Genomic DNA, 22517 nt, shown 5'->3' with positions numbered 1-22517 from the left:
TGGATACACTCAGTGCGTCTGAATGAAAAAAAGACTTTGTCAATAATCTGAGTTATCCCATAAGGATAACTCTGAATTGTATTATAGCGGAAAGTAGTCAAGTTGTAGAAAACTTTTACAAAAATAGATTATATAAATGCCCTACTTCATAAGTACTAAATATTCTGCCTTGCCACTGCATTTTGATAACCAAACTGTCGCCACGCCTCATATACGACAACAGCAACGGAATTGGATAAATTCATACTACGGCTATCTTTACACATTGGAATACGAATTTTTTGAGACATTGGTAAGCTATCTAAAATAACCTTAGGAATACCACGACTTTCTGGTCCAAACATCAGAAAATCCCCCAACTCATACTGGACATCACTATGGTTAGGCTCACCTTTTGTCGTTAATGCAAATAAACGTTTTGGTTTAGCTTTGGTGAGAAAATCATCAAAATCTTTATATTTCTGAATATCGACAAATTCGTGATAATCAAGCCCTGAACGGCGTAATTTCTTATCGTCCCAAGCAAAACCAAGTGGCTCAATCATATGTAAGCGAAAACCACAATTTGCACATAAGCGGATAATATTACCACTATTTTGTGGGATTTCAGGTTCATATAAAACTATATCTAACATTTTACTCTCTTATAACTGCTCTTTTTTATGAGTGATGATCCAACAGTTGTGAATATGCGGATTACGTTCAAAATCAAGGGGTAAGGTCTTATGCGAAATATTTTCTGCATTTAGCCCTAGTTGTGCTAACCCTTCAAAATCCATTTTAAATCCACGTTTATTATTTGAAAACACGATAGTGCCGTCATTGGTTAAAATACGTTTGAGCTGTTTGAGTAGCTCAATATGATCCCGTTGTACGTCCCAGCTATTTTCCATTCGCTTGGAATTTGAGAACGTAGGCGGATCAACAAAAATTAACTCAAAACGTTCTCGACATTCTGCCAGCCATTGTAAACAGTCTGCTTGGAATAGACGATTATGGCGAAGTGATAAATTATTTAACTCTAAGTTTTGCTCAGCCCAGTTAAGATAAGTATTTGACATATCTACGGTAGTGGTAGATTTGGCTCCATTTAATGCAGCGTGAATGGTTGCAGACCCTGTGTAAGCAAATAAATTTAGAAAGGTTTTACCTTTTGCCATTGTACCAACCATTTTACGCGTTAGACGATGATCAAGGAAAAGCCCTGTGTCAAGGTAATCTGTTAAATTTACCCATAATTTTGCCCCATATTCATTCACATAAAAGTAGTCGCCTTTATTCGCTAATTTCTCATATTGGTTTGTACCTTTTTGCTTCTGACGTACTTTAAGCACCAATTTATTGGTTTCTACGCCAGTAACATAAAGCGTAGCAGATACTGCATCTAATAGTCTTTGGCGAGCTTTATTTTCATCAATATTTTTTGGAGCTGCATATTCTTGCACCACGATATGATCCGCATAGCGATCGACAGCTAAATTATATTCGGGTAAATCCGCATCATACAGGCGATAGGCATCAATCCCTTGCTGTTTTGCCCATTTCTCTATTTTTTTGATATTTTTGGATAAGCGGTTAGCAAAATCCTGTGCGACTTCTTTCCCTGCATGAGCCGTTTGTTCAAAAACGAGATCAGGTTTTTGTTCAACAGCTCGCTCACTGATGAGATAATTTTTTTGCACACAATCTAATGGACCATTTTTAGCTTTAAATTGGCGAGAAGAACGTAAGCGTAAGCAATTTAATAATTCAGGCTCACCACTAAAAATAGACGCATTCCAGCCTGCGAATTGTTGTTTAAGGCGTTGTCCAAACACTGAATAGAGAGCAATCAGTGCAGGTGTTGTCCCTAAACGCTCACCATAAGGTGGGTTACAAACGACTGTACCTATTTGCTCTGGGAATGGATTTTTAAGTGCTGCAACATCGCCTTGTTGCCACTGAATTAAATGAGCGACCCCTGCATTTTCGGCATTTTGTTTTGCTTTTGCCAGCACTCGATGGTCAAGATCAAAGCCATAAAAATTAGCAAGCGGTGAGATTTCACTATTTTTTTGTAATTCCACCGCCTGATCGAATACATATTTCCATAATGCTTGGCTGTGCCCTTTCCAAGCATAAAATCCCCATTTTTGACGGTTGATTTGTGGAGCAATGTTAGCTTGCATTTGAGCGGCTTCAATTAACAACGTTCCAGATCCACACATTGGATCAACTAACGCTGTTCCTTTTTTCCAACCTGAACGTAAAATAATTGCTGCGGCGAGTGTTTCTCGTAGCGGAGCTTTCCCTGTATCTTCTCGATAACCACGCATATGTAACGCATCACCGCTTAAATCTAAAGAAACCACAAGGTTTTCACGATCTAAATAAACGTGAATACGTACATCAGGGTTAATTTTATCTACTGTTGGACGAGCAAAGCCTTTACGCTCGAAATAATCGACTATACCATCTTTTACTCGCATTGCCCCAAATTGAGTATGGCGGATTTCTTGGTTAGTACCATTAAAATCAACAAAAAAAGTATCTCTTGGGTCAAACAGATCTGCCCATTGGTAACTGACGATAGAAGCGTATAAATCACTATCGCTAAAAATTTTAGTTTGAAGTAATGGTAATAAAATACGAGATGCCAAACGGCTATGTAATAAGGCTTTATACATTCCTGTTTGATCGGTAGTAAAGTGCACACCGCCTTGAGCAATTTTACATTGTGCATCAGTAATTTGCTCTAATTCGCTTTTTAGCATTTCTTCAAAGCCACGAGCAGTGGTGGCAAAATAAGTCGTTTTTGTTGTCATTGTGAGTTTTTCTGTCAATAAAATTGGGCTAATTATAGCGGAATAGCGTGATAAGCGGTGAGATTTACTGAAAAATTTGTAAGTGCCTACTATTAAAGTGACAAAACTTACAAAAAAGAATTATTCTTATTTGTATTTTTGCATATAATTAACACAAAAGATTTCATTCACAACATCAAAGGAAAGCAAATTATGAAAAAATTATTGAACGTAGCAGTCGTACTTTCTCTTTTCGCTACAAGCCACTTCGCAAATGCGGTTACAGTTAAAGACCGTAAAGGCGATTTTACATTGGACACTGTACCGCAACGAATAGTAGCGTTGGAATATTCTTATGTTGATGCTCTTGCTCAAATTGGCGTGAGCCCTGTTGGTGTAGCTGATGATAACGATAAAACTCGTATTCTTCAGCAAGTGCGTGATAAAGTTCAGCCTTGGGAATCTGTCGGTACTCGCTCCCAACCAAGTTTAGAAGCAATTGCAGCATTAAAACCCGATTTAATTATTGCAGATGATAACCGCCATTCTGCCGTATATGAAGAGTTAAAGAAAATTGCTCCAACGGTTGTATTTAACTCTCGTAACGAGAACTATGCGGAAAATTTAGAAACTGCACAGAAAATCGGTGATTTATTAGGTAAATCAAATGAAATGAAAGAACGTATTGCTAAACACGAACAATATATTAACGATATTGCTAAAAGTTTGCCGAAAGGAAAAAAAGCGATCATTGGCGTTTCTCGTGAAACTCAATTCCATTTATTCAATAATGAATCTTACGCTGGTGGCTTAATTGAGAAACTCGGTTTTGAAATGCCAAAAGCAACCTCGGATAATAAACCAAATAGTGCTGTTGGCTTGGAGCAAGTCGTTGCAGAAAAGCCAGAATTAATGATTTTAACTCACTATCGTGATGAAAGTATTGCTAAAAAATGGGAAAACGAAGCATTATGGAAAGTTATCCCTGCGGTAAAAAATAACCAAATTATGACGGTAGATGGTAATCTTTGGTCTCGAGCTCGTGGTATTGATGCCGCTGAAATTATCGCTAAAGAAGTACAAGATTTCGTAAATAAATCTGCGAAATAATGAGAACGTTTGCTTGTTGGAGCTTCCCCATTTTTGTATTAATTATACTTTTATGGGGAAGCCTTTTTTTGTACTACCCAACCGCTATATCAGGGTTTGAAACTCTTCAAGCCTTTTATGGCAGTGATGATGAGCTGATCCAAATTACGATTTGGGATCTACGTTTACCACGCTCCTTAGTTGCGATAGTAATGGGAGCAAATCTTGCGGTTGCTGGAGCATTACTTCAAACGATCACACGTAATCCTCTAGCTTCCCCCTCCCTACTTAGTGTCAATGCAGGTGCAAGTTTGGCGATGGTTACAGCAACTGCCGTAATGCCAGCTTTCTTTTCAGGATATAGTATTGCGTTTATTGCCAGTGTCGGTGGTGGCTTAAGCTGGTTATTAGTAATGCTAATTAGTGGAGGTTGGCGTTCAAACTCCGATCGCCATCGTGTTATTTTAGCAGGGATTGCTGTTTCGTTATTTTGTGCAGCATTGACTAAATTAGTCATTATTATTGCAGAAGATCACGCTGCTAATATTATTAACTGGTTAGCAGGAGGAATTGCTCATACTCGCTGGGTGGAATGGTGGATTATTCTTCCCTTTTTCTTGCTCAGTGTTATATTTTGTACTTTTTTTGCTCAAAAACTTAATTTATTGAATTTAAGTGATGAATCAGCCCAATCTTTAGGTGTCGATTTATTTCGTTTACGTTGGCTGGCTAACATTGTAGCACTGCTGATTATTGGCTCAAGTGTTAGTATTGCTGGTCCTGTGGCATTTATTGGGTTACTAATTCCCCATCTTGCTCGCTACTATATCGGTTATGATTTACGTAAAACCTTGCCGATGTCGATGATTTTAGGCGGAAGTCTAATGCTACTGGCAGACATTACCGCCCGAGCAGTTACTTTCCCAAGTGAAATTCCTGCAGGAGCTATTCTTGCCCTCATCGGAGCCCCCATTTTTGTACTCTTTGCAAGAGGAAAGCGTTAATGAATATATTTAAGCGGTCTGTTTTACGCTATTTTTTGCAAATTGGATTTTATCCGATAACGCTCCTTATTACGCTCGTACTTTTTATATTGAGCTTACAGCTTGGCACATATAGCCTATCATTACAGGAAATCTGGCAAATTTTACAAGAACCGAATAATCCGCATTATTTTACACTTTTTGAATATCGTTTACCTAGAGCCATTCTAGCGGTACTGATGGGCGGAGCACTAGCGGTTTCAGGCGTGTTGATTCAAAGTGTAGTAAGAAATCCTCTTGCATCACCTGATATTTTAGGTATCAATAATGCAGCAGGACTTATTGCAGTTCTTTGTTTAGTTTTCTTTCCTGGAATTGCATTCTATTGGCTACCTATTTTTGCTTTTATTGGCGGTATTCTCTCTTTTGTGATTTTATGGATTATCTGTGGCTTTCATTTCCGCCCGATCAAAATGGCAATTATTGGCGTGGCTCTTTCAGCATTATGGGCGGCAATCAGTCATTATTTGATGCTCTCTAATCCACTCGACATCAATTCGGCAATGCTTTGGCTGACAGGCAGTTTATGGGGAAGAAGTTGGTCTTATCTTACCGTTATATTACCTTGGTTGCTTATTTTATTACCATTACCTTTTATATTTTGTCGAGATTTAGATACTTTAGCTCTCGGAGAACAAAAAGCAGCGACATTAGGTGTACATATCAGTAAAACTCAAATTTTAATTTTGCTTTTAGCCGTTGCGTTAGCAACGACAGCTGTCGCCATTTGTGGACCTATTGCTTTTCTAGGATTAGTTGCACCACACTTAGCAAGGCATTTAGTCGGTGGTCGTCATCGACGATTATTACCTGCTGCCTTATTACTTGGTGCTATATTGCTATTATTATCCGATATTTTAGCTCGTATCATTGCTCCACCTGTTGAAATTCCAGCTGGGATTCTAACCGCCATTCTTGGAGCACCGTATTTCTTCTATTTATTAATGAGAGCCAAATAATGAGTTTAGTTGTAGAACATCTTCAGCTTGCCTACCACGATAAAGTGATTGTGCAGGATTTCAATTTAACCCTACCGAACCAGAAAATCATTGGTCTTATCGGTCCAAATGGCTGTGGTAAATCAACGGTACTAAAATCATTAGCTCGTTTACTAAAGCCTAAAAATGGTAAAGTTTGCCATCAAACCTCAGATATTTGGCAAATATCTGCTAAAGAATATGCCAAAATTTTATCATTCTTGCCACAACAGCATCTTGTTCCCGAAGGCATTAGCGTAAGAGAATTGGTTGCTTATGGGCGATCTCCCTATCTAAATTTATGGGGAAAATTAAGCGAAAAAGATGAGCAATTAGTTGAGCAAGCAATGCAACAAACTCAAGTGGTTGAGTTAGCAGATAAGTTAGTGAGTGACTTATCTGGAGGGCAACAGCAGAGAGTCTTTCTAGCAATGACATTAGCTCAAAATGCGGATATTATTTTATTAGACGAGCCAACTACTTATTTAGATCTCAATCACCAAGCTGAGTTAATGTCGATGATGCGTCATTTACAGCAGAAAGGAAAAACGGTAATTACGGTATTACACGATCTGAATCAGGCGTGCCGTTATTGCGATCATTTGGTTGTTTTAAAGCAAGGAAATTTAATCGCACAGGGTTCTCCCGATGAGGTAATGAATGCTGAACTATTGAAACAGGTGTTTGATCTTGATGTAGAAATCCACCCTGATCCTGTCAGTAGGACCCCGATGTTTATTTTAAAAAGATAGTAAAAAACGGTCAGATAAATAATAATCTGACCGTTTTTCGTAATCATATGCTCAGTTATAACCAGAATAAGTATCCATAAGTTGCAATAACAAAGATACAAATTAGGTTAAGCCAAAAACCTGCTTTGACCATTTCACTTTGTCTTACTTCACCCGTACCAAACACAATGGCATTTGGTGGTGTTGCCACTGGTAGCATAAAGGCACAAGATGCACCTAAACCGATAATTAAAGCTAATCCAACTGGTGGCATATTTAATGCTTGAGCAATAGAAATAAAGATTGGCACAAGCAATGCAGCACTTGCTGTATTTGAAGTAAATTCGGTTAAGAAGATAATAAATGCAGCAACAATTAAGCCAATTAAGTAGAAATGCCCGCCTTCAATCATAAAGACAATACCATCTGCCATTACTTTACTAGCTCCTGTTTTGCCTAACACTGCACTTAATGTTAAACCACCGCCGAAAAGCATCAATACGCCCCATTCTGTATTCTCTTGAATTTGATCCCAATTTACAACTCGAGTTACACAGAGTAATACTGCGGCAAATAATGCAACAATACTGTCAAAACTACCGATGCTTTTCACGCCTAAAATACTTGAAATGAAAGGATTTAACTTACTGCTAAATACCCAACAAAGAGCAATCGAAATAAAAATAACAAGCGTAATAATACGACTACGATTTAATTCAATTTTTTCAAAATTAAACTCAAATTTTTGACTTAAGTTTGGTTTAAATACGACATATAAAATCCCTAACATCAATGGCATTAGGATAATCATAATCGGTAAGCCATAACCTAACCAGTCCGCAAAAGTTAAATTTAAGTTTGACGCTACAATCGCATTTGGTGGGCTACCGACTAATGTTCCCATTCCACCAATACTTGCACTATATGCAATTCCTAATAACACGAACACATAAGTATTATGATGTGCATTTTTATCTAATTTGCTTAATACGCCCATTGCAAGTGGTAGCATCATTGCTGCTGTTGCGGTATTGCTGATCCACATTGAAAGTAATGCCGTAGCTGCAAAGAGATAAATAACTGCTAAAGAGAGTTTACCCCTTGCCATTGCCATAATTTTATTTGCAATCATTCTATCTAATTGCTGAATATGCAATGCTGTTGCTAAAGCAAAGCCACCAAAGAATAAGAAGATGGTTGGATCTGCAAAAGTCGCTAAGGCTTCTTTAGAACTGACTAATCCCAATCCAATGGATAGAATAGGCACAAGCAAAGCTGTGATAGTAACGTGTAGTGCTTCTGTAAGCCACAATACTGCCACAAAGGCTAACAGAGCTAAACCTTTATTTGCCATTGGTTCGAAAGGTAAAAATGCTAATAACGAGAAAAATAAGATAATATCAATGATGAGAATGGCCCCATTTCTGAAGGTTTTTGTATCATTGAGAACTTGGTTTGAAGACATAGATCACCCACAACATCAGAATAAACATTTCGGCAATATAGCAAAACTTATGAAGATTGACACAAGCAAATGATAAAACTGTGAATAAGCTCACAAATTTTTAACAAATAAGCGGTAAGATTTTTCGTATTTTTTGCAAAATAATCGTCAAATCTTACCGCTTTAAATGAACCTCAAGCTAAATAATTATCTACTCAGGCAAAAATCCGCCGCTTTGGTGAGCCCATAATTTCGCATAAACCCCATTCTGTTCCAGTAGTTCTTCGTGGGTGCCTTGCTCAACAATTTCCCCTTTATCTAATACAATAAGCCTATCCATTGCCATAATAGTCGATAGTCGGTGAGCAATAGCAACTACGGTTTTTCCTTCCATTAGCTCGGTTAAATTTTCTTGAATAGCGACTTCTACTTCAGAATCTAACGCACTGGTTGCTTCATCAAGTAATAAAATCGGGGCATCTTTTAACATCACTCGTGCAATCGCAATACGCTGACGCTGTCCGCCCGACAATTTCACACCACGTTCACCAACGTGAGCATCATAACCAGTTCTTCCTTTAGAGTCAGAAAGATGTGGTATAAAATCTGTTGCCGATGCACGAGCAACGGCATCAATCATCTCTTCTTCCGTTGCTGTTGGGCGACCATAAAGTAAATTTTCTCGAATAGAACGATGTAAAAGTGAAGTATCTTGGGTAACTAACCCAATTTGCGAGCGTAAGCTCTCTTGTGTAATGTGACGAATATTTTGACCATCAATTTCAATTGAGCCATTTTGTACGTCATAAAAACGTAATAACAAATTCGTTAAGGTTGATTTACCTGCCCCACTTCGCCCGACTAGACCAACTTTTTCGCCCGCTTTAATATGTAAATCAAAACCTTTGAGTAATGGTTTAGTTTCACTATATGCAAAATCAACCTGTTTAAAGTGAATGTCGCCATTCTCTACCTTTAATGGTTTTGCGTCTTTATCATCTACAATAGAATGTGGCTTTGAGAGCGTTTCCATTCCATCTTGTACTGTGCCAATATGTTCAAACAGGCGAGCAAATTCCCACATTATCCATTGTGAGAAACCTTTAAGACGTAATGCTAAAGCGAGTGATGTTGCGATTGCTCCTGCGGTAACAATACTATCAGCCCATAACCAGATACCAATAGCAGACGAAAAAATCACAAGAGCAATCGAATTGATATAGGTTAAGGTGTCAATGAGGGTTACTAAACGCATCTGTTTATGCACTGTTACCATAAATTCTTCCATTGATTCTTTTACATAGCCTGACTCACGTTGTCCGTGAGAAAAGAGCTTAACGGTAGCAATGTTGGAATAAGCATCGGTAATTCTTCCCGTCATCAAGCTACGAGCGTCAGATTGTTCTTGTGAAGCCTTACTTAAGCGAGGAACAAAGTAATAAATACTGCCACTCATAACGACAATCCATAACGCAAATGGCAGTAATAATAGAGCATCAAACTGCAATAAAATAACGCTTGAAGTAATTAAATAGACGACTACATAGGTAATCATTTCAACAAAAGTCATTATCACATCACGCACTGCCAATGCTGTTTGCATCACTTTTGCTGAAACTCGGCCTGCAAATTCGTTTTGGTAGAACGCCATACTTTGCCCAAGCATTGAACGGTGGAAATTCCAACGTAATCGCATTGGCATAACGCCTTGCATTGTTTGGAAACGAACACTTGAGTATAAGAAAGTCGCAATCATACCAATGAAGAAAATAAACAGCATAAAGAGCATTGAGTGCCATTCTTTCGCAAATAATTCTGCTGGGGAGTATTTACCAATCCAATCGACAATTTCGCCAACAAATTGGAAAAGTAGTGCATCAACCACACCACAAACAATGCTAAAAAAGATAGCAATCAGCAAATAAAAACGAAAACCTTTGGTTGTACCTAAAATAAAAGGTAATAACTTTCCTTTTGGAGTTTTAGGTTGCTCATCGGGGTAAGGATTTACCCGATTTTCAAACCACGAAAATAATTTATCAAACATTGATTTTCCTTAAAAATAAAAAACGCAAGCGGTCAGTTTCGAAGAATAATTTGCAAAAAACTCCCCAAAACCGACCGCTTTCAAAGATAAAATGATTATGGATTTAGTAATTTCTCATCTAATGCTAAATCTTCATTGCGGTTAATACCGATAGGTTGTTTTAACACGTTGCGTGCAATCTCGTGTGCTTCTGCAAGTGAATGCTCTTTATAAGAACCGCATTGAAATTCATTTAATTCAGGAATTTTTGATTCATCGGGTACTTTGTTCAGCGCATCGTGCATTGCATTTGTCCACGCTTGAGCCACTTCTTCAGCACTTGGCTCACCAATGAGCGACATATAAAATCCTGTTCGACAACCCATCGGTGAAATATCAATGATTTCAACACGATCACTATTGAGATGATCTCGCATAAAACCTGCGAATAAATGCTCCATCGTATGAATACCACGCACAGGTAAAATATCAATATTTGGGCGAACAAAACGTAAATCGAAAACCGTAATGGTATCCCCTTTCGGTGTTGTCATTGTTTTAGCAACACGCACTGCAGGGGCATTCATTCGAGTGTGATCAACTTTAAAACTATCTAATAATGGCATTTTTTACTCCTAATTTAATCTTAGTTATTATTCTGCAACACCTTGATCCCAACCTAACGCATCTTCTGGTGTTTTACGTTGGAGTCGGAAACGGCGATTGGCTTCGGCTTGTGGTTGTACAACTTTGCCCGATGGCGTTGAAAAAGCGATACCGCCATTCAGTAATTGCGACATTGTGCCTGAGTTAATACTCGCTCCACTTAAGCTAATATCCATTGTGTAGCCAGATGCTGTCCAAAACTGTGAGTTTTTACGCACCAAATGGCTGTATTGCGAGCTAATTTGTAAATGAATAAGCACTCTATCGCCTAATTCACTTAAACTCAAGCGTTTTACAATTCCAACTTGCATTCCACGATACAGCACTGGTGCATCAGGCGTGATACCATTTGCATCGGTGGTTTCAACAATAATTGGAAAACCATTACTATACTGCGTTGATAACGTATCCGTATCTGCTAAGGTAAATTCTGTCTTTTTCCCACCTGAGCCAACTTCAACGGCAATATAATTTTGTAATGCTGCATCTAAATTTTTAAAGCCAGTTGTACTCACTTCTGGGGAAATCGCTTTAAATTGGCTACCTGCTTTAGCCACTGTATTAAAATATTGCCCATCAATGAAAGCGGTAACTTTCACTTGTTTTTTTGCATTTTCTAATTTGAGCGTTTCTACTTTACCAATAGTTAATCCCATATATTTTATTGGCATTCCTTCACTCAATTTAGAAGCATCTTTAGCCACCAATGTAACATAAGTATTACCTGAACGGGCTTTATCAAAGCTCGCATACAATATACGGTTATTTTTCGCACCATTATTATCAAAGCTAATCGCCCCTTTTAAAGTGCGAAGTAGCGGATCGGCTTGTAGGCTTAAACCATTTGTCGATAAATCTACTTTAACGGCGGGTTCAATCCAAAAACGACTATGCTCGCTAATTAAATGACGATATTTGGGTTCTATAAAGAGATCAACATCAAAACGGCTCTTTTGTGGACGAATGGCTAACACTTCGCCAATCGGGAATTTACGATAAAGAATCACAGAGCCTTTATCAATCCCCGATAATTCCATTGCACTCAAGCTCAGAGTTGCTTTCTTCTCACTGCTAATTAAACCGCTCTCGGCACTTTCAAGATCTTTGTATAAGGGGTATTGAGCTTGGATCTTACCGCTTGGTTTGCCGTCTAATAAACGAATACCGCCTTGTAGCCAAGAAGTCGGCGAACCTGCGTGAATACGCATTCCATCTAAGCCAATTGATACATCTAAGTTAGAAATCGCCACAAATTTACTTTGTTGCCCAATTAAATGGCGATATTCAGGGAAAATAATCGCAGTAAATGTTACATCTTCAACAGTTACATCTCGCTTTAATAACTCACCAATTTGCACATCGTGGTAATAAATCCCTTGCCCTTGATCGACACCATAAGATTGCGGTGCGGTAAGTGTAAAACTGGTGGTATCTGCACGATTTAGGAGAAAATCATCATTACGTTGTACGACAAACTGTTTGCTTGGCTCACCATCGCCAGAGATTAACTCAAAATAATTGCCACGAAAAACTTCGCCTAATTTCGTTAATTGTTCTTTATTCAAAGAAAATTTAGGCTGTTTCAAAACGATGACTGAATTGGCTCGTAATAGCTCTTGATAATTTGGGTCAATCAACAATTTACCTTTAATGTATTCATTGCCTTTAAGACCTTTCAGCCTATCAAGAGGAGAATCTAATTGAGATAAGATACCAATCTGAATACCTTGGTAAAACACACCTGTTTCATTAGCTTGAAGGGTCGTATTGGCAGGTAAAGTAATATCGACCTCAATACCACGTTTGGCAGTTTTCAAATCACTATATAGCGTATATTCTTGACCTTGATTTGCTTGCTCAGAATGTTCAGGTGAATCAAATGCCACCGCCCCTTGCACTACTGATAACAGGCTATCCATTTGAATAGAGAAGCCCGTTGCCATATTAAGATCAGCTTTTATACCGCTAATATTCCAGAAATGGCTATCTTGTTTAACTAAATTGGCATATTTTTTATCAATTATAAGCTCTATCTCAACTTTCTTCTGATCTTTGGTAAAGCGGTAATCCGCTACGGTTCCAACAGGCACTTTACGGAAGTAAACACTTGCCCCAACAGCAATAGAACCAAGATCATCAGCGAGTAGTTTCACCATTAAATCGCCTTCATTCAACGGAACTAATGGTGGCTCATTTTCAGCAATAAATTCATCTTCACTACTCCCTTCGCCAGGAAGTAAAGTTATGTAGTTACCTGAAACTAACGTATCTAGCCCTGAAATACCTGCTAACGATGCTGTTGGTCTGACAAGCCAAAATTTAGTTTCGGAACGTAGCACAGATTTGGCCTCAGGGTTAATTTCTGCGGTAACTTCAACTTCTTTTAACCCATCAGTAAAACTAACTTTCTTCACTAAACCAATTTGTAAACCTTGATAACGAATAGTCGTTTTACCTGCGGTAATTCCCGCACCATCGTGGAAACGAATGGTAATATCTTCGCCACGTTCTTTTAAAATTTGAAAAAAAAGTAGCGAGCCAATAATAAAAGCCACCAAAGGCAAGAGCCAAAATGGTGAGATTTTGCGTGGCTGACGAACTTTAGCAGGAACAGCTTCTGTAATATTGTTAGACATAAATTCTACGTTATTCAAATATGCGTAAGCGGTGGGATCTTGCAATAATTTTACAAAATCTCACCGCTTGGTGTTAATTAACAAAAATCAAAGGTGTTAGCTTAGCTTTTATCTTTTTCATCACATTTTTGGATATTGCTACATTTGCCATAAAGGTAAAGACTATGGTTTGTAAGCTCCATACCGTGTTGTTGGCTAATTTCACGCTGACGGCGTTCCATATCAGGATCTTTAAACTCAAACACTTTACCACAATCCATACAGATAATATGATCGTGTTCGTGATTAAAATTAAGCTCATATACCGCTTTATTCGCATCAAAATTATGACGAGTTAAAATCCCAACTTCTTCAAATTGATTTAATACACGGTAAACGGTCGCTAAACCAATCTCTGATTGCTTTTCTAACAACAATTTATAAATATCTTCCGCTGAGAAATGTTGCATTTGCTCACGCGTATTTTGCATCAGTTCAAGAATAGTTAAGCGTGGTTCAGTCACTTTTAGCCCAACTTTCTTGAGTAATTGTACGTTTTCTTCAGACATTTTATGCTCCGTTTACGAGAATTAAGCTAATTCTGCTAAATACATTTCATCAAAAATTTGTTTGCACCAACGATTAACACGATCTTCGGTTAATTCAGGTTGGCGATCTTCATCAATACACAAGCCGACAAATGTATTTTCATCAACTAAGGCTTGTGATGCTTCAAAACTATATCCTTCTGTTGGCCAGTGTCCAACAATGACACCACCATTTGGTTCAATAACATCACGCACAGTTCCCATTGCATCACAGAAATATTCTGCATAATCTTCTTGGTCGCCACAGCCGAAAATACCGACAACTTTACCTGTAAAATCAATTTCTTTTAAGGTTGGCATAAAATCGTCCCAATCTGCTTGAGATTCGCCATAATACCAAGTCGGAATACCAATCAATAAGAAGTCATAGGCTTCTATATCTTCTTTCGTGCTTTTTGCAATATCACGAATATCAATCAGCTCTGCTCCAATTTGTTTTTGGATCATTTTTGAAATATTTTCTGTGTTTCCGGTATCTGAACCGTAAAATAAACCAACAACTGCCATTTAATTTACCTATATTTAATGAATGGATTATCCATTGATATGTTCACTTAAAATCTGTTCAATTAACTGCCCACGAGAAATGCCCCTTAGTAGAGCTTGTTCTTCTAAAGATTGAATTAAGCCTGAATGAAGTTTTAGCTCAATTCGTCTTAACCCTGAAGAGCGATCTCGTTTTAATTGATTGCGTTTGTTAATGCGTAACTGCTGCTCTCGACTTAATGGATTTGAGCGTGGTCGCCCAACTTTTGGCAGTGAATCGAACAGATCAAGCGTAATACAATCTGAATCTTGCTTTGCCATCTTACACTTCTGGGCGGTTTATTCTCATTTGTAGATGAGAATGATACGCTAATTACTAAAATGGCAAATATACCATAATCTCAAAAAGTTTGAAATGCTAGGCTGAAATTTGAGTGTGAAAATTTATATCTAGATACATTATAATCTTGAATAAGACCATAATTCATTTTTAATTAACTACCAAACAGTAATCCATCATCACTTAATTGTTCGTGGCGGCTTTGCTCAAATAAGCGAAGTAAATCAGGTACGTCCATCTGTTTACGATTTTCACCAGAAACATCAAAGGCCACCTGTCCTTGATGTAACATCACTGTACGGTCGCCATAATCGAGAGCTTGTCGCATTGAGTGAGTTACCATTAAAGTGGTGAGTTTCTGCTCTCTAACGATTTTATTTGTCAGTTCAAGTACAAAAGCGGTGGTTTTAGGATCAAGAGCTGCGGTATGTTCATCAAGTAATAAGATACTAGAAGGTTGTAAAGATGCCATCAGTAAACTCACTGCCTGACGTTGTCCACCCGATAAACGCCCCATTTGGTCGGTTAAACGGTTTTCTAGCCCTAGCCCTAATAATGATAGTTTTTCTCGGAAATGCTCACGCAATTGGCGATTTAAAGCAAAGCCGAATCCCCTTTTTTGTCCACGTTGATACGCTAGAGCCATATTTTCTTCAATCGTGAGCGATTCGCAAGTACCAGCCATTGGATCTTGAAATACTCGAGCAACTAAATTTGCTCTCTGCCAACTTGTTGTTTGACTAACGTCTTTACCTTGAATAAGAATGTTGCCAGAATCAACACGACATTCACCACTAATTGCATTTAGCAGTGTCGATTTACCTGCACCATTACTGCCAATGACACAGACAAATTCACCCTCGGCAACATCAAGTGATAATCCTCGTAAAACAGGGTTTTCAATAGCAGTTCCTTTATTAAAGGTAATAAACAGGTTGCGTAGTTCAATCATTTATTGCCCCTTCTTCATTGAAAACTTTTGTTTAAATTTAGGAATCACTAATACAGCAACAACCAATAATGCAGTGATCAGGTTAAGATCTTGTGGACCTAAACCAATACCGTTCAGTGTTTCATTATTAAGAGCAAGTGCAATAAAGAAACGGTATAAAATAGAACCTACAATAACCGCAAAGGTCAGCCAAATAATACGTTTAGCAGAGAAAATCGCCTCGCCAATAATCACAGCGGCAAGCCCAATAACAATTGTCCCTACCCCAATAGAAATATCGAAACCACCGTTACTTTGCACATATAAGCTACCTGCAAGTGCAATAAGCCCATTTGAAATTGCCATTCCCAGTAAAGTCATTTTATTGATCGCAATCCCCTGTGCTTTAGCCATTCGAGCGTTTGTTCCCGTTGCTCGTACCGCTAAACCGACTTGAGTAGCAAAAAAGAGATCAAATAATAATTTGGCAATAATCACCACGAAGATTGCAATCAGTAGGCGAACAATCGCTAGTTGTAAGTCATCACTAGCAAAAATACTATCGTAAACCGTTGGATCGCCTAACAGAGAAACGTTTGGTTTCCCCATTATGCGTAGATTTATTGAATAGAGAGCAATCATCATTAAGATACTGGCTAATAATTTTTCAATCTTAAAGCCAATGTGCAAACTTGCAGTGATAACTCCTGCAATCGCCCCAGCAAACATACCAAATAACGTTGCAACCCAAGGATCAATGTTGTTAAGGATACATAACACACAAACACCACCGCCAAGAGGGAAGCTACCATCTGCAGTTAAATCTGGGAAATCTAAGATTTTATAAGAGATCAGCACACCTAACGCAACTAAAGCATAAATAAGCCCTAATTCTAATGCTCCTATCCAGGTAATATTAGTTAAAAATAAACTCAGAAATTGTAATAAGGAATCCATTAAAAAATACTACTTTACTAGTACAAAAATATGGCTAATTTTACGCTATTTTGTGTAAAAAAGCAGTTTTTTTGTAAATTTTTTTGACGCAAACCTTTGCGTTAAAAACAGCTACCGACAAAAAGAGAAATTATGATTAGAATAAATCAACTCATAGTTAAATAAGGAAAATAAAATGAACTATATTGAAATTCTGGGCTATGTTGCAATGTTACTTGTCGCAGGCTCATTCCTATTAAAAGATGTGATTAAATTGCGTTTAGTCAATGCTATTGGCGGTGTTTGCTTTGTTATATATGGATTGTTAATCGGCTCATTACCTGTCGCAGGACTAAATATTTTTGTCGTATGCGTAAATGCTTACTACATTTTAAAAAGTAAAAACAGCTAAAAGAAAGCGGTAAGATTTGCAAAATTTTTTACATATCTTACCGCTTATTCACTTAATGCTAGTTTAATAATCGATTAACGATTTTTGATCAGCACCTTCTTTTTCTACAACAGGTTGAATCATATGTTCACGTTTCAAGCCAAGTTGTAAAGCAACACCAATCGCAATATAGATTGATGAATAAGTACCAAAACCGATACCAATCAGTAATGCGAGTGAGAAACTATGTAATGTCGGGCCCCCTAACCAATAAAGAGCAAGAACGACAAATAATGTGGTTACCGATGTCATCAATGTACGAGAAAGCGTTTGGCTTAATGAAATATCAACTACTTCTATTGAACTTGCTCGGCGAATTTTCGGGAAATTCTCACGCACACGGTCAAAAACCACGATACTATCATTCAACGAGTAACCCACTACCGATAAAATTGCTGCAACAAAGGTTAAGTCAATTTCAATTTGTAGGAATGAGAATACCCCGATAGTTACCATTACATCGTGGAAGAGAGCAATAATCCCCCCCACAGCTAAACGCCACTCAAAACGAATACCAACGTAAAGTAGTAACATTGCAAGGGTTGCTAAAGTCGCATAAATCGCCCCTTGTGTTAGCTCTTCCCCTACATTTGGGCCGACAAACTCAATACTTTGAATCTTTGCTTCGGCATCAAGTTCGTGGTGGATTAAATCCATTACTTTGTTGCCCAATGTCATATCGCCAGCCGATGCAGGAAGACGGATCATTACATCTTTTTGCCCACCAAAGGTTTGCACTAATGCACTTGGATAACCATTTTTATCCAATACATCACGCACTTTAGCTAAGTCCGCAGGTTGAGAGAAATTGGTTTCAATAACTGTTCCGCCTGTAAAATCAAGCCCCCAGTTAAAACCTTTTGTTGCTACCGTAAAGATACACAAACCTGTCACAATAATCGAAAACAGGAACGCAATCATTCGGTATCTCATAAAAGGAACCAATCGATATGGTAGCTTAATTTCTACCTCTTTTTCTGTTTGTGCAGTCATTTGATTCCCCTAAATCCAAAGTTTTTTAACACGTTTACCACCGTAAACCCAGTTTACTAACATACGAGTTCCCGTAATTGCCGTAAACATTGAGATCATTACCCCTAATGCTAAGGTAACCGCAAAGCCTTTTACAGGCCCAGTACCTACTGCATAAAGAATCAATGACGTTAATACTGTTGTTAAGTTAGAGTCAAAGATACTGGTGAATGCACCATTATAACCTTCGTGAATTGCTTGTTGAATGGAACGTCCATTACGGATTTCTTCCTTAATCCGCTCATAAATCAATACGTTAGCATCTACTGACATACCAACAGCTAGCACAATCCCTGCAATGCCAGGCATTGTGAGCGTTGCACCAATTAGCGACATTAAACCAACGGTTAAAACAAGGTTTGCTAACAATGCACCTGTGGCGAATAAACCGAATACTTTATAGTAAACCACACAGAATAAGATGGTTAAACCTAAGCCTAACAAGCCTGCTTCCATACCTTGAGCAACGTTATCTGCCCCTAAAGATGCCCCGATAGTACGCTCTTCAACAATGACGATCGGAGCAATTAATGCACCAGAACGTAATAACACCGCTAAATTTTGTGCTTCAGCAGGGCTATCAATCCCAGTAATTTGGAACTGGCTACCTAAGCGAGAGTTGATTGTTGCAATATTGATAACTTCTTCGTGTTTTTCTAAAATCACTTTACCTTTATCATCACGACGACCTGAGTCCTTAAACTCACTATAAAGTGTTGCCATTGGCTTACCTACTGCAGTCTTAGTTGCAGCAGACATCAGCTCACCACCTTCACTATCAAGGTTAATGCTTACTTGCGGTAAACCTTTATCATCTACACCTGAATTTGCATTGATAATATGTTCTCCACCTAACACAGCCTTACGGAAAAGAATTGTCGGCACACCATCTTTAGTGTGTTTGATCTCAGAATCTGCTGGAATAATGCCTCGAGCAGCAGATTCAGGGTTAGCCGTAGCATTCACTAAACGGAATTCAAGAGTCGCTGTCGCCCCTAAAATTTCTTTTGCTCTAGCCGTATCTTGTACCCCTGGTAATTCAACCACAATACGATCCGCACCTTGACGCTGAATAGTCGGCTCAGAAACACCTAACTCTTCAACACGTTTACGCAAAATGGAAAGATTTTGCTCAATCGCAGTATCACGAGCTGTTGCTAAACCTTGAGCTGATGGGCTAACTGTTACTTCAGTTGGAGAAAGACGAGCAGCCTCTAAATTGGTATGCGTTCTGCGAAGATAACGAACCGCTTTATCAGCTGTTTCACTATCTACAAATTCAACTTCATTGACGAAGTTATCTGCTTTTTTCACCGCTTTATACTGCAATTTCTCTTTACGAAATTCTGCTCGTAGCGTTTCTTGTAGCTGATCTTGCTGTTTCGTCAAAGCGGTTTTCATATCCACTTCCATTAAGAAACGAACACCACCACGCAAATCTAAACCACGTTTCATTGGCTCGCCACCGATAGAGGTAAGCCACTCAGGTGTCGCTGGTGCAAGATTTAATGCCACAGAATAATTATTGCCAAGTGCTTCAGAAATTTTTTCTTTAGCAGGAAGTTGCTCTTCATCTTTATTTAAACGTACCAAAATAGAGCCGTTTTCTAAACTCATTGCTTTTGGTGTGATATTCATTGATTGAAGAACAGATTGAACTTTGGTGAGAGTTTCACCAGAGGCTTGTTGTCCTCTTGTACCAGAAATTTGTACAGAAGGATCTTCGCCATATAAATTTGGAAGGGCGTATAAAGCACCAATGGCGATCACAAAGATCACCATTAGGTTCTTCCAAAGAGGGAAACGGTTTAACACAATACATCCCCGTATTTAAAAGAAAGAATTAAAGAGATTTCAATGAACCTTTTGGTAACACTGCAACCACGAATGCACGTTGGATAGTGACTTCTGTTGTATCATTTAACGCAATCACGATATTTTCATCGTCTGCCGATACTTTAGTAATTTTACCCACTAAACCACCGCTTGTTAGCACTTCATTACCTTTTGCTAAGCTAGCGAGAAGTTCACGTTGTTGTTTTTGGCGTTTTGCTTGTGGACGGTAAATCATAAAATAGAAGATTAAACCGAAGATCACTAAAATAAAGATCATTTCTAATCCGCCGCCTTGCTGCATATTAAGCTCCTTAAAATTCATAAATAAACAATAAATTCTTTTCTACCAAGAGAAAAACGTTGTATAAAATAGCATAAAATTGCTTATTAAACGAGAAGAAAATTGATCGATAGGCTGATCCGTTCTCTTAATTTCGCCTTTCAGTGTAGAATAGCGATATAGTTCCTATTACTTAATAATTCAATAGAAAAAGGTCAAAAATGAAAAAATTATCATTGCTAGCGGTTATTTCAGCACTATTTTTTGCAAATAGTGCTATGGCACATAACGTACAGTTAAATACAAATTTACCCTCTGTTACGGTGGCAGAAGATGGGGAACTCATTGTACAAGGTAAAAAGATCAACTATAAAACGTGGTCTTCCGCGAGCTTATCTGGAAAAGTGAGAGTCGTTCATCACTTAGCGGGTAGAAGTAGTGTAAAAGAGAAAAATCAAGGCTTGATGAATGCCATTAAGAATGCAGGCTTTGATCGTGCAAAATACCAAACCACTACAATTATCAATGCTGATGATGCAATAGTCGCTACGGGTGCTTTTGTGAAAAGCAGTGCAGAAGATGGAAAATTAGAAAACCCACATAGCCAAGTGATCTTAGATCAAAACAGCACTGTTAAGAAAGCGTGGCAACTCAAAGAAAAAGAGAGTTTTATTGCTGTCTTAGATAAATCTGGTAAAGTGCAATTTGTGTCTGAAGGTAAATTATCCCCAGCTCAAATTCAACAAGTGATTGATTTAACGAAACAATTAGTATTGCAATAGATTATTTAAATAATACTATTGCATAATAGGATCTCTAATGGAAAAATTTGAAATATACATTGATTTTGCAACTATACCCACATTAAACTATTTTTATCATTTTATAGATAACTTGAATGATAAAGATACTACTCGTTGGTTTGCATTATCTAGATTTGAAATTCCAGAAAATATAATAAATATTTTTCCCAAAGGAAAAGTAATAACATACAAAGTTGTAGAACATAACATTGAAAAACTAGTTGAAGATTTTAAACATACTGTTTACAACTGCCAATCTAAATTAGATATAAGATTGCACATAAACCTATTTCATTCTCTAGAAATCTTAAAAAACATTATTTTTATATATGCCAATAATAGAGATAAATTTGAAAATTTCAGTTTTTGTTTTTATGACGATGGTGCTGAAGGTGCAGTAACACTCTATGAGCTTTCAAAATTAGATGAAGTTAATTTAGTTAATTCTATCAAAGAACATAATGAAATCTTAAATAACCTTGTTAAATGTCAAAATGTTAGAGTTCATAATCAATTATTGTTTAGGTATTTGTGGAATAATGTTATTAGGACATCTTATTGCTTATGTAATACATCTTTATTGGATAAAGGTTGCTTGCCAATGCTAAAAAAACAAATGGGAAATATTGAATTAATGAATTTTAATAAGTTCCATAGCTTTAGTGATTATCAAAAAGATATGATGGCAAGTCTATTAAATATAAAAACAAATGATATTCATAATATAATTAATCTTTCAAAAATGTATAAATCTACTGTTTTACTAGGAACAACAGTATTTAATATTTCTGAAGATTCTATACCTGTTTTAGAAAATATTCACTTTAATGCGATTAAAGAAATGACCTTACCTGAAGGACGGTTTTTTAATAATAAAAACGACCACCTATTTTTCTACAAAGGTCATCCTCACGCAAAAGAATTGAATAATAGAATAAAGGAAAATTTTGAACATCTTATTATCATTCCTGATCATATCGCATTTGAAACATTGCTTTTATTAGGATTTAAACTTGATAGTTTAGTTGGATTTGCTGGCACAATATTATTTGGAGTACCAAAAGATATTATCTCAGAACAAATATTTCTTACTAAGAGTGAAGAAAAATACAGAAATAGTTATTTATTTAATCAACAATATGAACTCAGTCGATCATTATTAAGTCTAGGGCATATTAAAGAAGAAAATGTTCATTTTTTTGATGATTTCTTGTAAATTCTTTTATACCATAAGATGAAAATTAAGATAAGGTGTAAACATACAGCATATTATTGACAAATTTTTTCATTCGGACACACTCAGTGTATCCCTACAAAATAAATTTTAACCAATTGAAAAATAAATGTTTTTTATCATTTATGTAGGAGCACCACGTTGGTACCCGTTTGTTAATAAAGGTAATATAAGGTATAGAAACACCGTATTTCGATATTTTAAAA

21 protein-coding genes are annotated in these 22517 nt (G+C 37.3%); 7 read left to right on the top strand and 14 right to left on the bottom strand.

Annotation, left to right across the window (positions count from 1 at the left end; genetic code table 11):
• Positions 1-155: 155 nt before the first annotated feature.
• Both trmL and rlmKL read right to left on the bottom strand, forming a co-directional pair.
• Positions 156-635 carry a tRNA (uridine(34)/cytosine(34)/5-carboxymethylaminomethyluridine(34)-2'-O)-methyltransferase TrmL gene (gene trmL / locus A1D25_RS04710; RefSeq protein WP_157394544.1) on the bottom strand — a complete coding sequence of 160 codons (480 nt, stop codon included), beginning with the start codon at positions 633-635 and terminating at the stop codon, positions 156-158.
• A 9-nt stretch (positions 636-644) separates the two neighbouring features.
• Positions 645-2804: a bifunctional 23S rRNA (guanine(2069)-N(7))-methyltransferase RlmK/23S rRNA (guanine(2445)-N(2))-methyltransferase RlmL gene (rlmKL, locus tag A1D25_RS04705; RefSeq protein ID WP_157394543.1), complete on the bottom strand. Its 2160-nt coding sequence runs from the start codon at positions 2802-2804 to the stop codon at positions 645-647.
• A 192-nt stretch (positions 2805-2996) separates the two neighbouring features.
• Here rlmKL and A1D25_RS04700 point away from each other — a divergent pair, with 192 nt between their 5' ends.
• Genes A1D25_RS04700 through fecE form a run of 4 tightly spaced genes read left to right on the top strand, consistent with a single transcriptional unit; the run spans position 2997 to position 6644 of the window.
• Positions 2997-3893 carry a Fe(3+) dicitrate ABC transporter substrate-binding protein gene (locus tag A1D25_RS04700; protein WP_157394542.1) on the top strand — a complete coding sequence of 299 codons (897 nt, stop codon included), beginning with the start codon at positions 2997-2999 and terminating at the stop codon, positions 3891-3893.
• Entirely contained in the window at positions 3893-4876 is a 984-nt protein-coding gene (fecC, locus tag A1D25_RS04695) for an iron-dicitrate ABC transporter permease FecC (protein WP_157394541.1), read from the top strand. The genes A1D25_RS04700 and fecC overlap by 1 nt, the downstream gene beginning before the upstream one ends.
• Positions 4876-5874 carry a Fe(3+) dicitrate ABC transporter permease subunit FecD gene (gene fecD / locus A1D25_RS04690; protein ID WP_157394540.1) on the top strand — a complete coding sequence of 333 codons (999 nt, stop codon included), beginning with the start codon at positions 4876-4878 and terminating at the stop codon, positions 5872-5874. The genes fecC and fecD overlap by 1 nt, the downstream gene beginning before the upstream one ends.
• Positions 5874-6644: a Fe(3+) dicitrate ABC transporter ATP-binding protein FecE gene (gene fecE, locus A1D25_RS04685; RefSeq protein ID WP_157394539.1), complete on the top strand. Its 771-nt coding sequence runs from the start codon at positions 5874-5876 to the stop codon at positions 6642-6644. The genes fecD and fecE overlap by 1 nt, the downstream gene beginning before the upstream one ends.
• A 55-nt stretch (positions 6645-6699) precedes the next feature.
• On the opposite strand, the gene A1D25_RS04680 is transcribed toward fecE, so the two are convergent.
• The 9 genes from A1D25_RS04680 to A1D25_RS04640 form a co-directional block, all read right to left on the bottom strand.
• Entirely contained in the window at positions 6700-8088 is a 1389-nt protein-coding gene (locus A1D25_RS04680; RefSeq protein WP_157394538.1) for a DASS family sodium-coupled anion symporter, read from the bottom strand.
• A gap of 190 nt (positions 8089-8278) precedes the next feature.
• Positions 8279-10114 (bottom strand): ABC transporter ATP-binding protein, encoded by a 1836-nt coding sequence (locus A1D25_RS04675; protein WP_157394537.1) that lies wholly within the window; start codon positions 10112-10114, stop codon positions 8279-8281.
• A gap of 95 nt (positions 10115-10209) precedes the next feature.
• Positions 10210-10719: an S-ribosylhomocysteine lyase gene (gene luxS, locus A1D25_RS04670; RefSeq protein ID WP_157394536.1), complete on the bottom strand. Its 510-nt coding sequence runs from the start codon at positions 10717-10719 to the stop codon at positions 10210-10212.
• 27 nt (positions 10720-10746) lie between these two features.
• Entirely contained in the window at positions 10747-13395 is a 2649-nt protein-coding gene (locus tag A1D25_RS04665; RefSeq protein WP_157394535.1) for an MlaD family protein, read from the bottom strand.
• Positions 13396-13496: 101 nt separating this feature from the next.
• Complete coding sequence (gene fur, locus A1D25_RS04660) at positions 13497-13943, bottom strand: ferric iron uptake transcriptional regulator (protein WP_157394534.1); 447 nt, start codon at positions 13941-13943, stop codon at positions 13497-13499.
• 21 nt (positions 13944-13964) lie between these two features.
• Positions 13965-14489 carry a flavodoxin FldA gene (gene fldA / locus A1D25_RS04655; protein ID WP_157394533.1) on the bottom strand — a complete coding sequence of 175 codons (525 nt, stop codon included), beginning with the start codon at positions 14487-14489 and terminating at the stop codon, positions 13965-13967.
• A 27-nt stretch (positions 14490-14516) separates the two neighbouring features.
• On the bottom strand, positions 14517-14789 hold the full coding sequence (gene ybfE / locus A1D25_RS04650) for a LexA regulated protein (RefSeq protein ID WP_157394532.1): 273 nt from the start codon (positions 14787-14789) through the stop codon (positions 14517-14519).
• Positions 14790-14962: 173 nt separating this feature from the next.
• A complete protein-coding gene (locus tag A1D25_RS04645) occupies positions 14963-15760 on the bottom strand; it encodes an ABC transporter ATP-binding protein (RefSeq protein ID WP_157394531.1) in 798 nt (265 codons plus the stop codon).
• A complete protein-coding gene (locus A1D25_RS04640) occupies positions 15761-16696 on the bottom strand; it encodes an ABC transporter permease (protein ID WP_157394530.1) in 936 nt (311 codons plus the stop codon). It lies immediately after the preceding gene.
• A 175-nt stretch (positions 16697-16871) separates the two neighbouring features.
• Between A1D25_RS04640 and A1D25_RS04635 the strand changes: the two genes are divergently transcribed.
• Positions 16872-17087 (top strand): YgjV family protein, encoded by a 216-nt coding sequence (locus A1D25_RS04635; RefSeq protein ID WP_157394529.1) that lies wholly within the window; start codon positions 16872-16874, stop codon positions 17085-17087.
• Between the two features lie 63 nt (positions 17088-17150).
• Here the strand turns inward: A1D25_RS04635 and secF are convergent, their stop codons facing one another.
• The 3 genes from secF to yajC are packed head-to-tail and all read right to left on the bottom strand — an operon-like array spanning position 17151 to position 20295.
• Positions 17151-18119: a protein translocase subunit SecF gene (gene secF, locus A1D25_RS04630; protein WP_157394528.1), complete on the bottom strand. Its 969-nt coding sequence runs from the start codon at positions 18117-18119 to the stop codon at positions 17151-17153.
• A gap of 9 nt (positions 18120-18128) precedes the next feature.
• Positions 18129-19973: a protein translocase subunit SecD gene (gene secD / locus A1D25_RS04625; RefSeq protein ID WP_157394527.1), complete on the bottom strand. Its 1845-nt coding sequence runs from the start codon at positions 19971-19973 to the stop codon at positions 18129-18131.
• Positions 19974-20001: 28 nt separating this feature from the next.
• The gene (gene yajC, locus A1D25_RS04620) at positions 20002-20295 is read right to left on the bottom strand and encodes a preprotein translocase subunit YajC (RefSeq protein ID WP_157394526.1); all 294 of its coding nucleotides are present in this window, start codon (positions 20293-20295) and stop codon (positions 20002-20004) included.
• A 200-nt stretch (positions 20296-20495) separates the two neighbouring features.
• Here yajC and A1D25_RS04615 point away from each other — a divergent pair, with 200 nt between their 5' ends.
• On the top strand, positions 20496-21056 hold the full coding sequence (locus A1D25_RS04615; RefSeq protein ID WP_157394525.1) for a YtfJ family protein: 561 nt from the start codon (positions 20496-20498) through the stop codon (positions 21054-21056).
• A gap of 37 nt (positions 21057-21093) precedes the next feature.
• Positions 21094-22293, top strand: coding sequence for a hypothetical protein (locus A1D25_RS04610; RefSeq protein WP_157394524.1), 1200 nt, complete (start codon positions 21094-21096; stop codon positions 22291-22293).
• Positions 22294-22517 lie beyond the last annotated feature (224 nt).

This window comes from Ursidibacter arcticus (assembly GCF_009761375.1).
Taxonomy (GTDB): Bacteria; Pseudomonadota; Gammaproteobacteria; order Enterobacterales; family Pasteurellaceae; genus Ursidibacter; species Ursidibacter arcticus.
This window is presented reverse-complemented; position numbering and strand designations above follow the sequence as displayed.

Coding starts and splice junctions, on each gene's coding strand:
- luxS (WP_157394536.1), bottom strand. CDS start 10,719: ATGCCATTATTAGATAGTTTTAAAGTTGATCACACTCGAATGAATGCC.
- ybfE (WP_157394532.1), bottom strand. CDS start 14,789: ATGGCAAAGCAAGATTCAGATTGTATTACGCTTGATCTGTTCGATTCA.
- A1D25_RS04610 (WP_157394524.1), top strand. CDS start 21,094: ATGGAAAAATTTGAAATATACATTGATTTTGCAACTATACCCACATTA.
- fecE (WP_157394539.1), top strand. CDS start 5,874: ATGAGTTTAGTTGTAGAACATCTTCAGCTTGCCTACCACGATAAAGTG.
- A1D25_RS04675 (WP_157394537.1), bottom strand. CDS start 10,114: ATGTTTGATAAATTATTTTCGTGGTTTGAAAATCGGGTAAATCCTTAC.
- A1D25_RS04635 (WP_157394529.1), top strand. CDS start 16,872: ATGAACTATATTGAAATTCTGGGCTATGTTGCAATGTTACTTGTCGCA.
- trmL (WP_157394544.1), bottom strand. CDS start 635: ATGTTAGATATAGTTTTATATGAACCTGAAATCCCACAAAATAGTGGT.
- A1D25_RS04680 (WP_157394538.1), bottom strand. CDS start 8,088: ATGTCTTCAAACCAAGTTCTCAATGATACAAAAACCTTCAGAAATGGG.
- A1D25_RS04645 (WP_157394531.1), bottom strand. CDS start 15,760: ATGATTGAACTACGCAACCTGTTTATTACCTTTAATAAAGGAACTGCT.
- A1D25_RS04640 (WP_157394530.1), bottom strand. CDS start 16,696: ATGGATTCCTTATTACAATTTCTGAGTTTATTTTTAACTAATATTACC.
- fur (WP_157394534.1), bottom strand. CDS start 13,943: ATGTCTGAAGAAAACGTACAATTACTCAAGAAAGTTGGGCTAAAAGTG.
- rlmKL (WP_157394543.1), bottom strand. CDS start 2,804: ATGACAACAAAAACGACTTATTTTGCCACCACTGCTCGTGGCTTTGAA.
- fecD (WP_157394540.1), top strand. CDS start 4,876: ATGAATATATTTAAGCGGTCTGTTTTACGCTATTTTTTGCAAATTGGA.
- A1D25_RS04700 (WP_157394542.1), top strand. CDS start 2,997: ATGAAAAAATTATTGAACGTAGCAGTCGTACTTTCTCTTTTCGCTACA.
- A1D25_RS04665 (WP_157394535.1), bottom strand. CDS start 13,395: ATGTCTAACAATATTACAGAAGCTGTTCCTGCTAAAGTTCGTCAGCCA.
- fecC (WP_157394541.1), top strand. CDS start 3,893: ATGAGAACGTTTGCTTGTTGGAGCTTCCCCATTTTTGTATTAATTATA.
- yajC (WP_157394526.1), bottom strand. CDS start 20,295: ATGCAGCAAGGCGGCGGATTAGAAATGATCTTTATTTTAGTGATCTTC.
- A1D25_RS04615 (WP_157394525.1), top strand. CDS start 20,496: ATGAAAAAATTATCATTGCTAGCGGTTATTTCAGCACTATTTTTTGCA.
- secF (WP_157394528.1), bottom strand. CDS start 18,119: ATGACTGCACAAACAGAAAAAGAGGTAGAAATTAAGCTACCATATCGA.
- fldA (WP_157394533.1), bottom strand. CDS start 14,489: ATGGCAGTTGTTGGTTTATTTTACGGTTCAGATACCGGAAACACAGAA.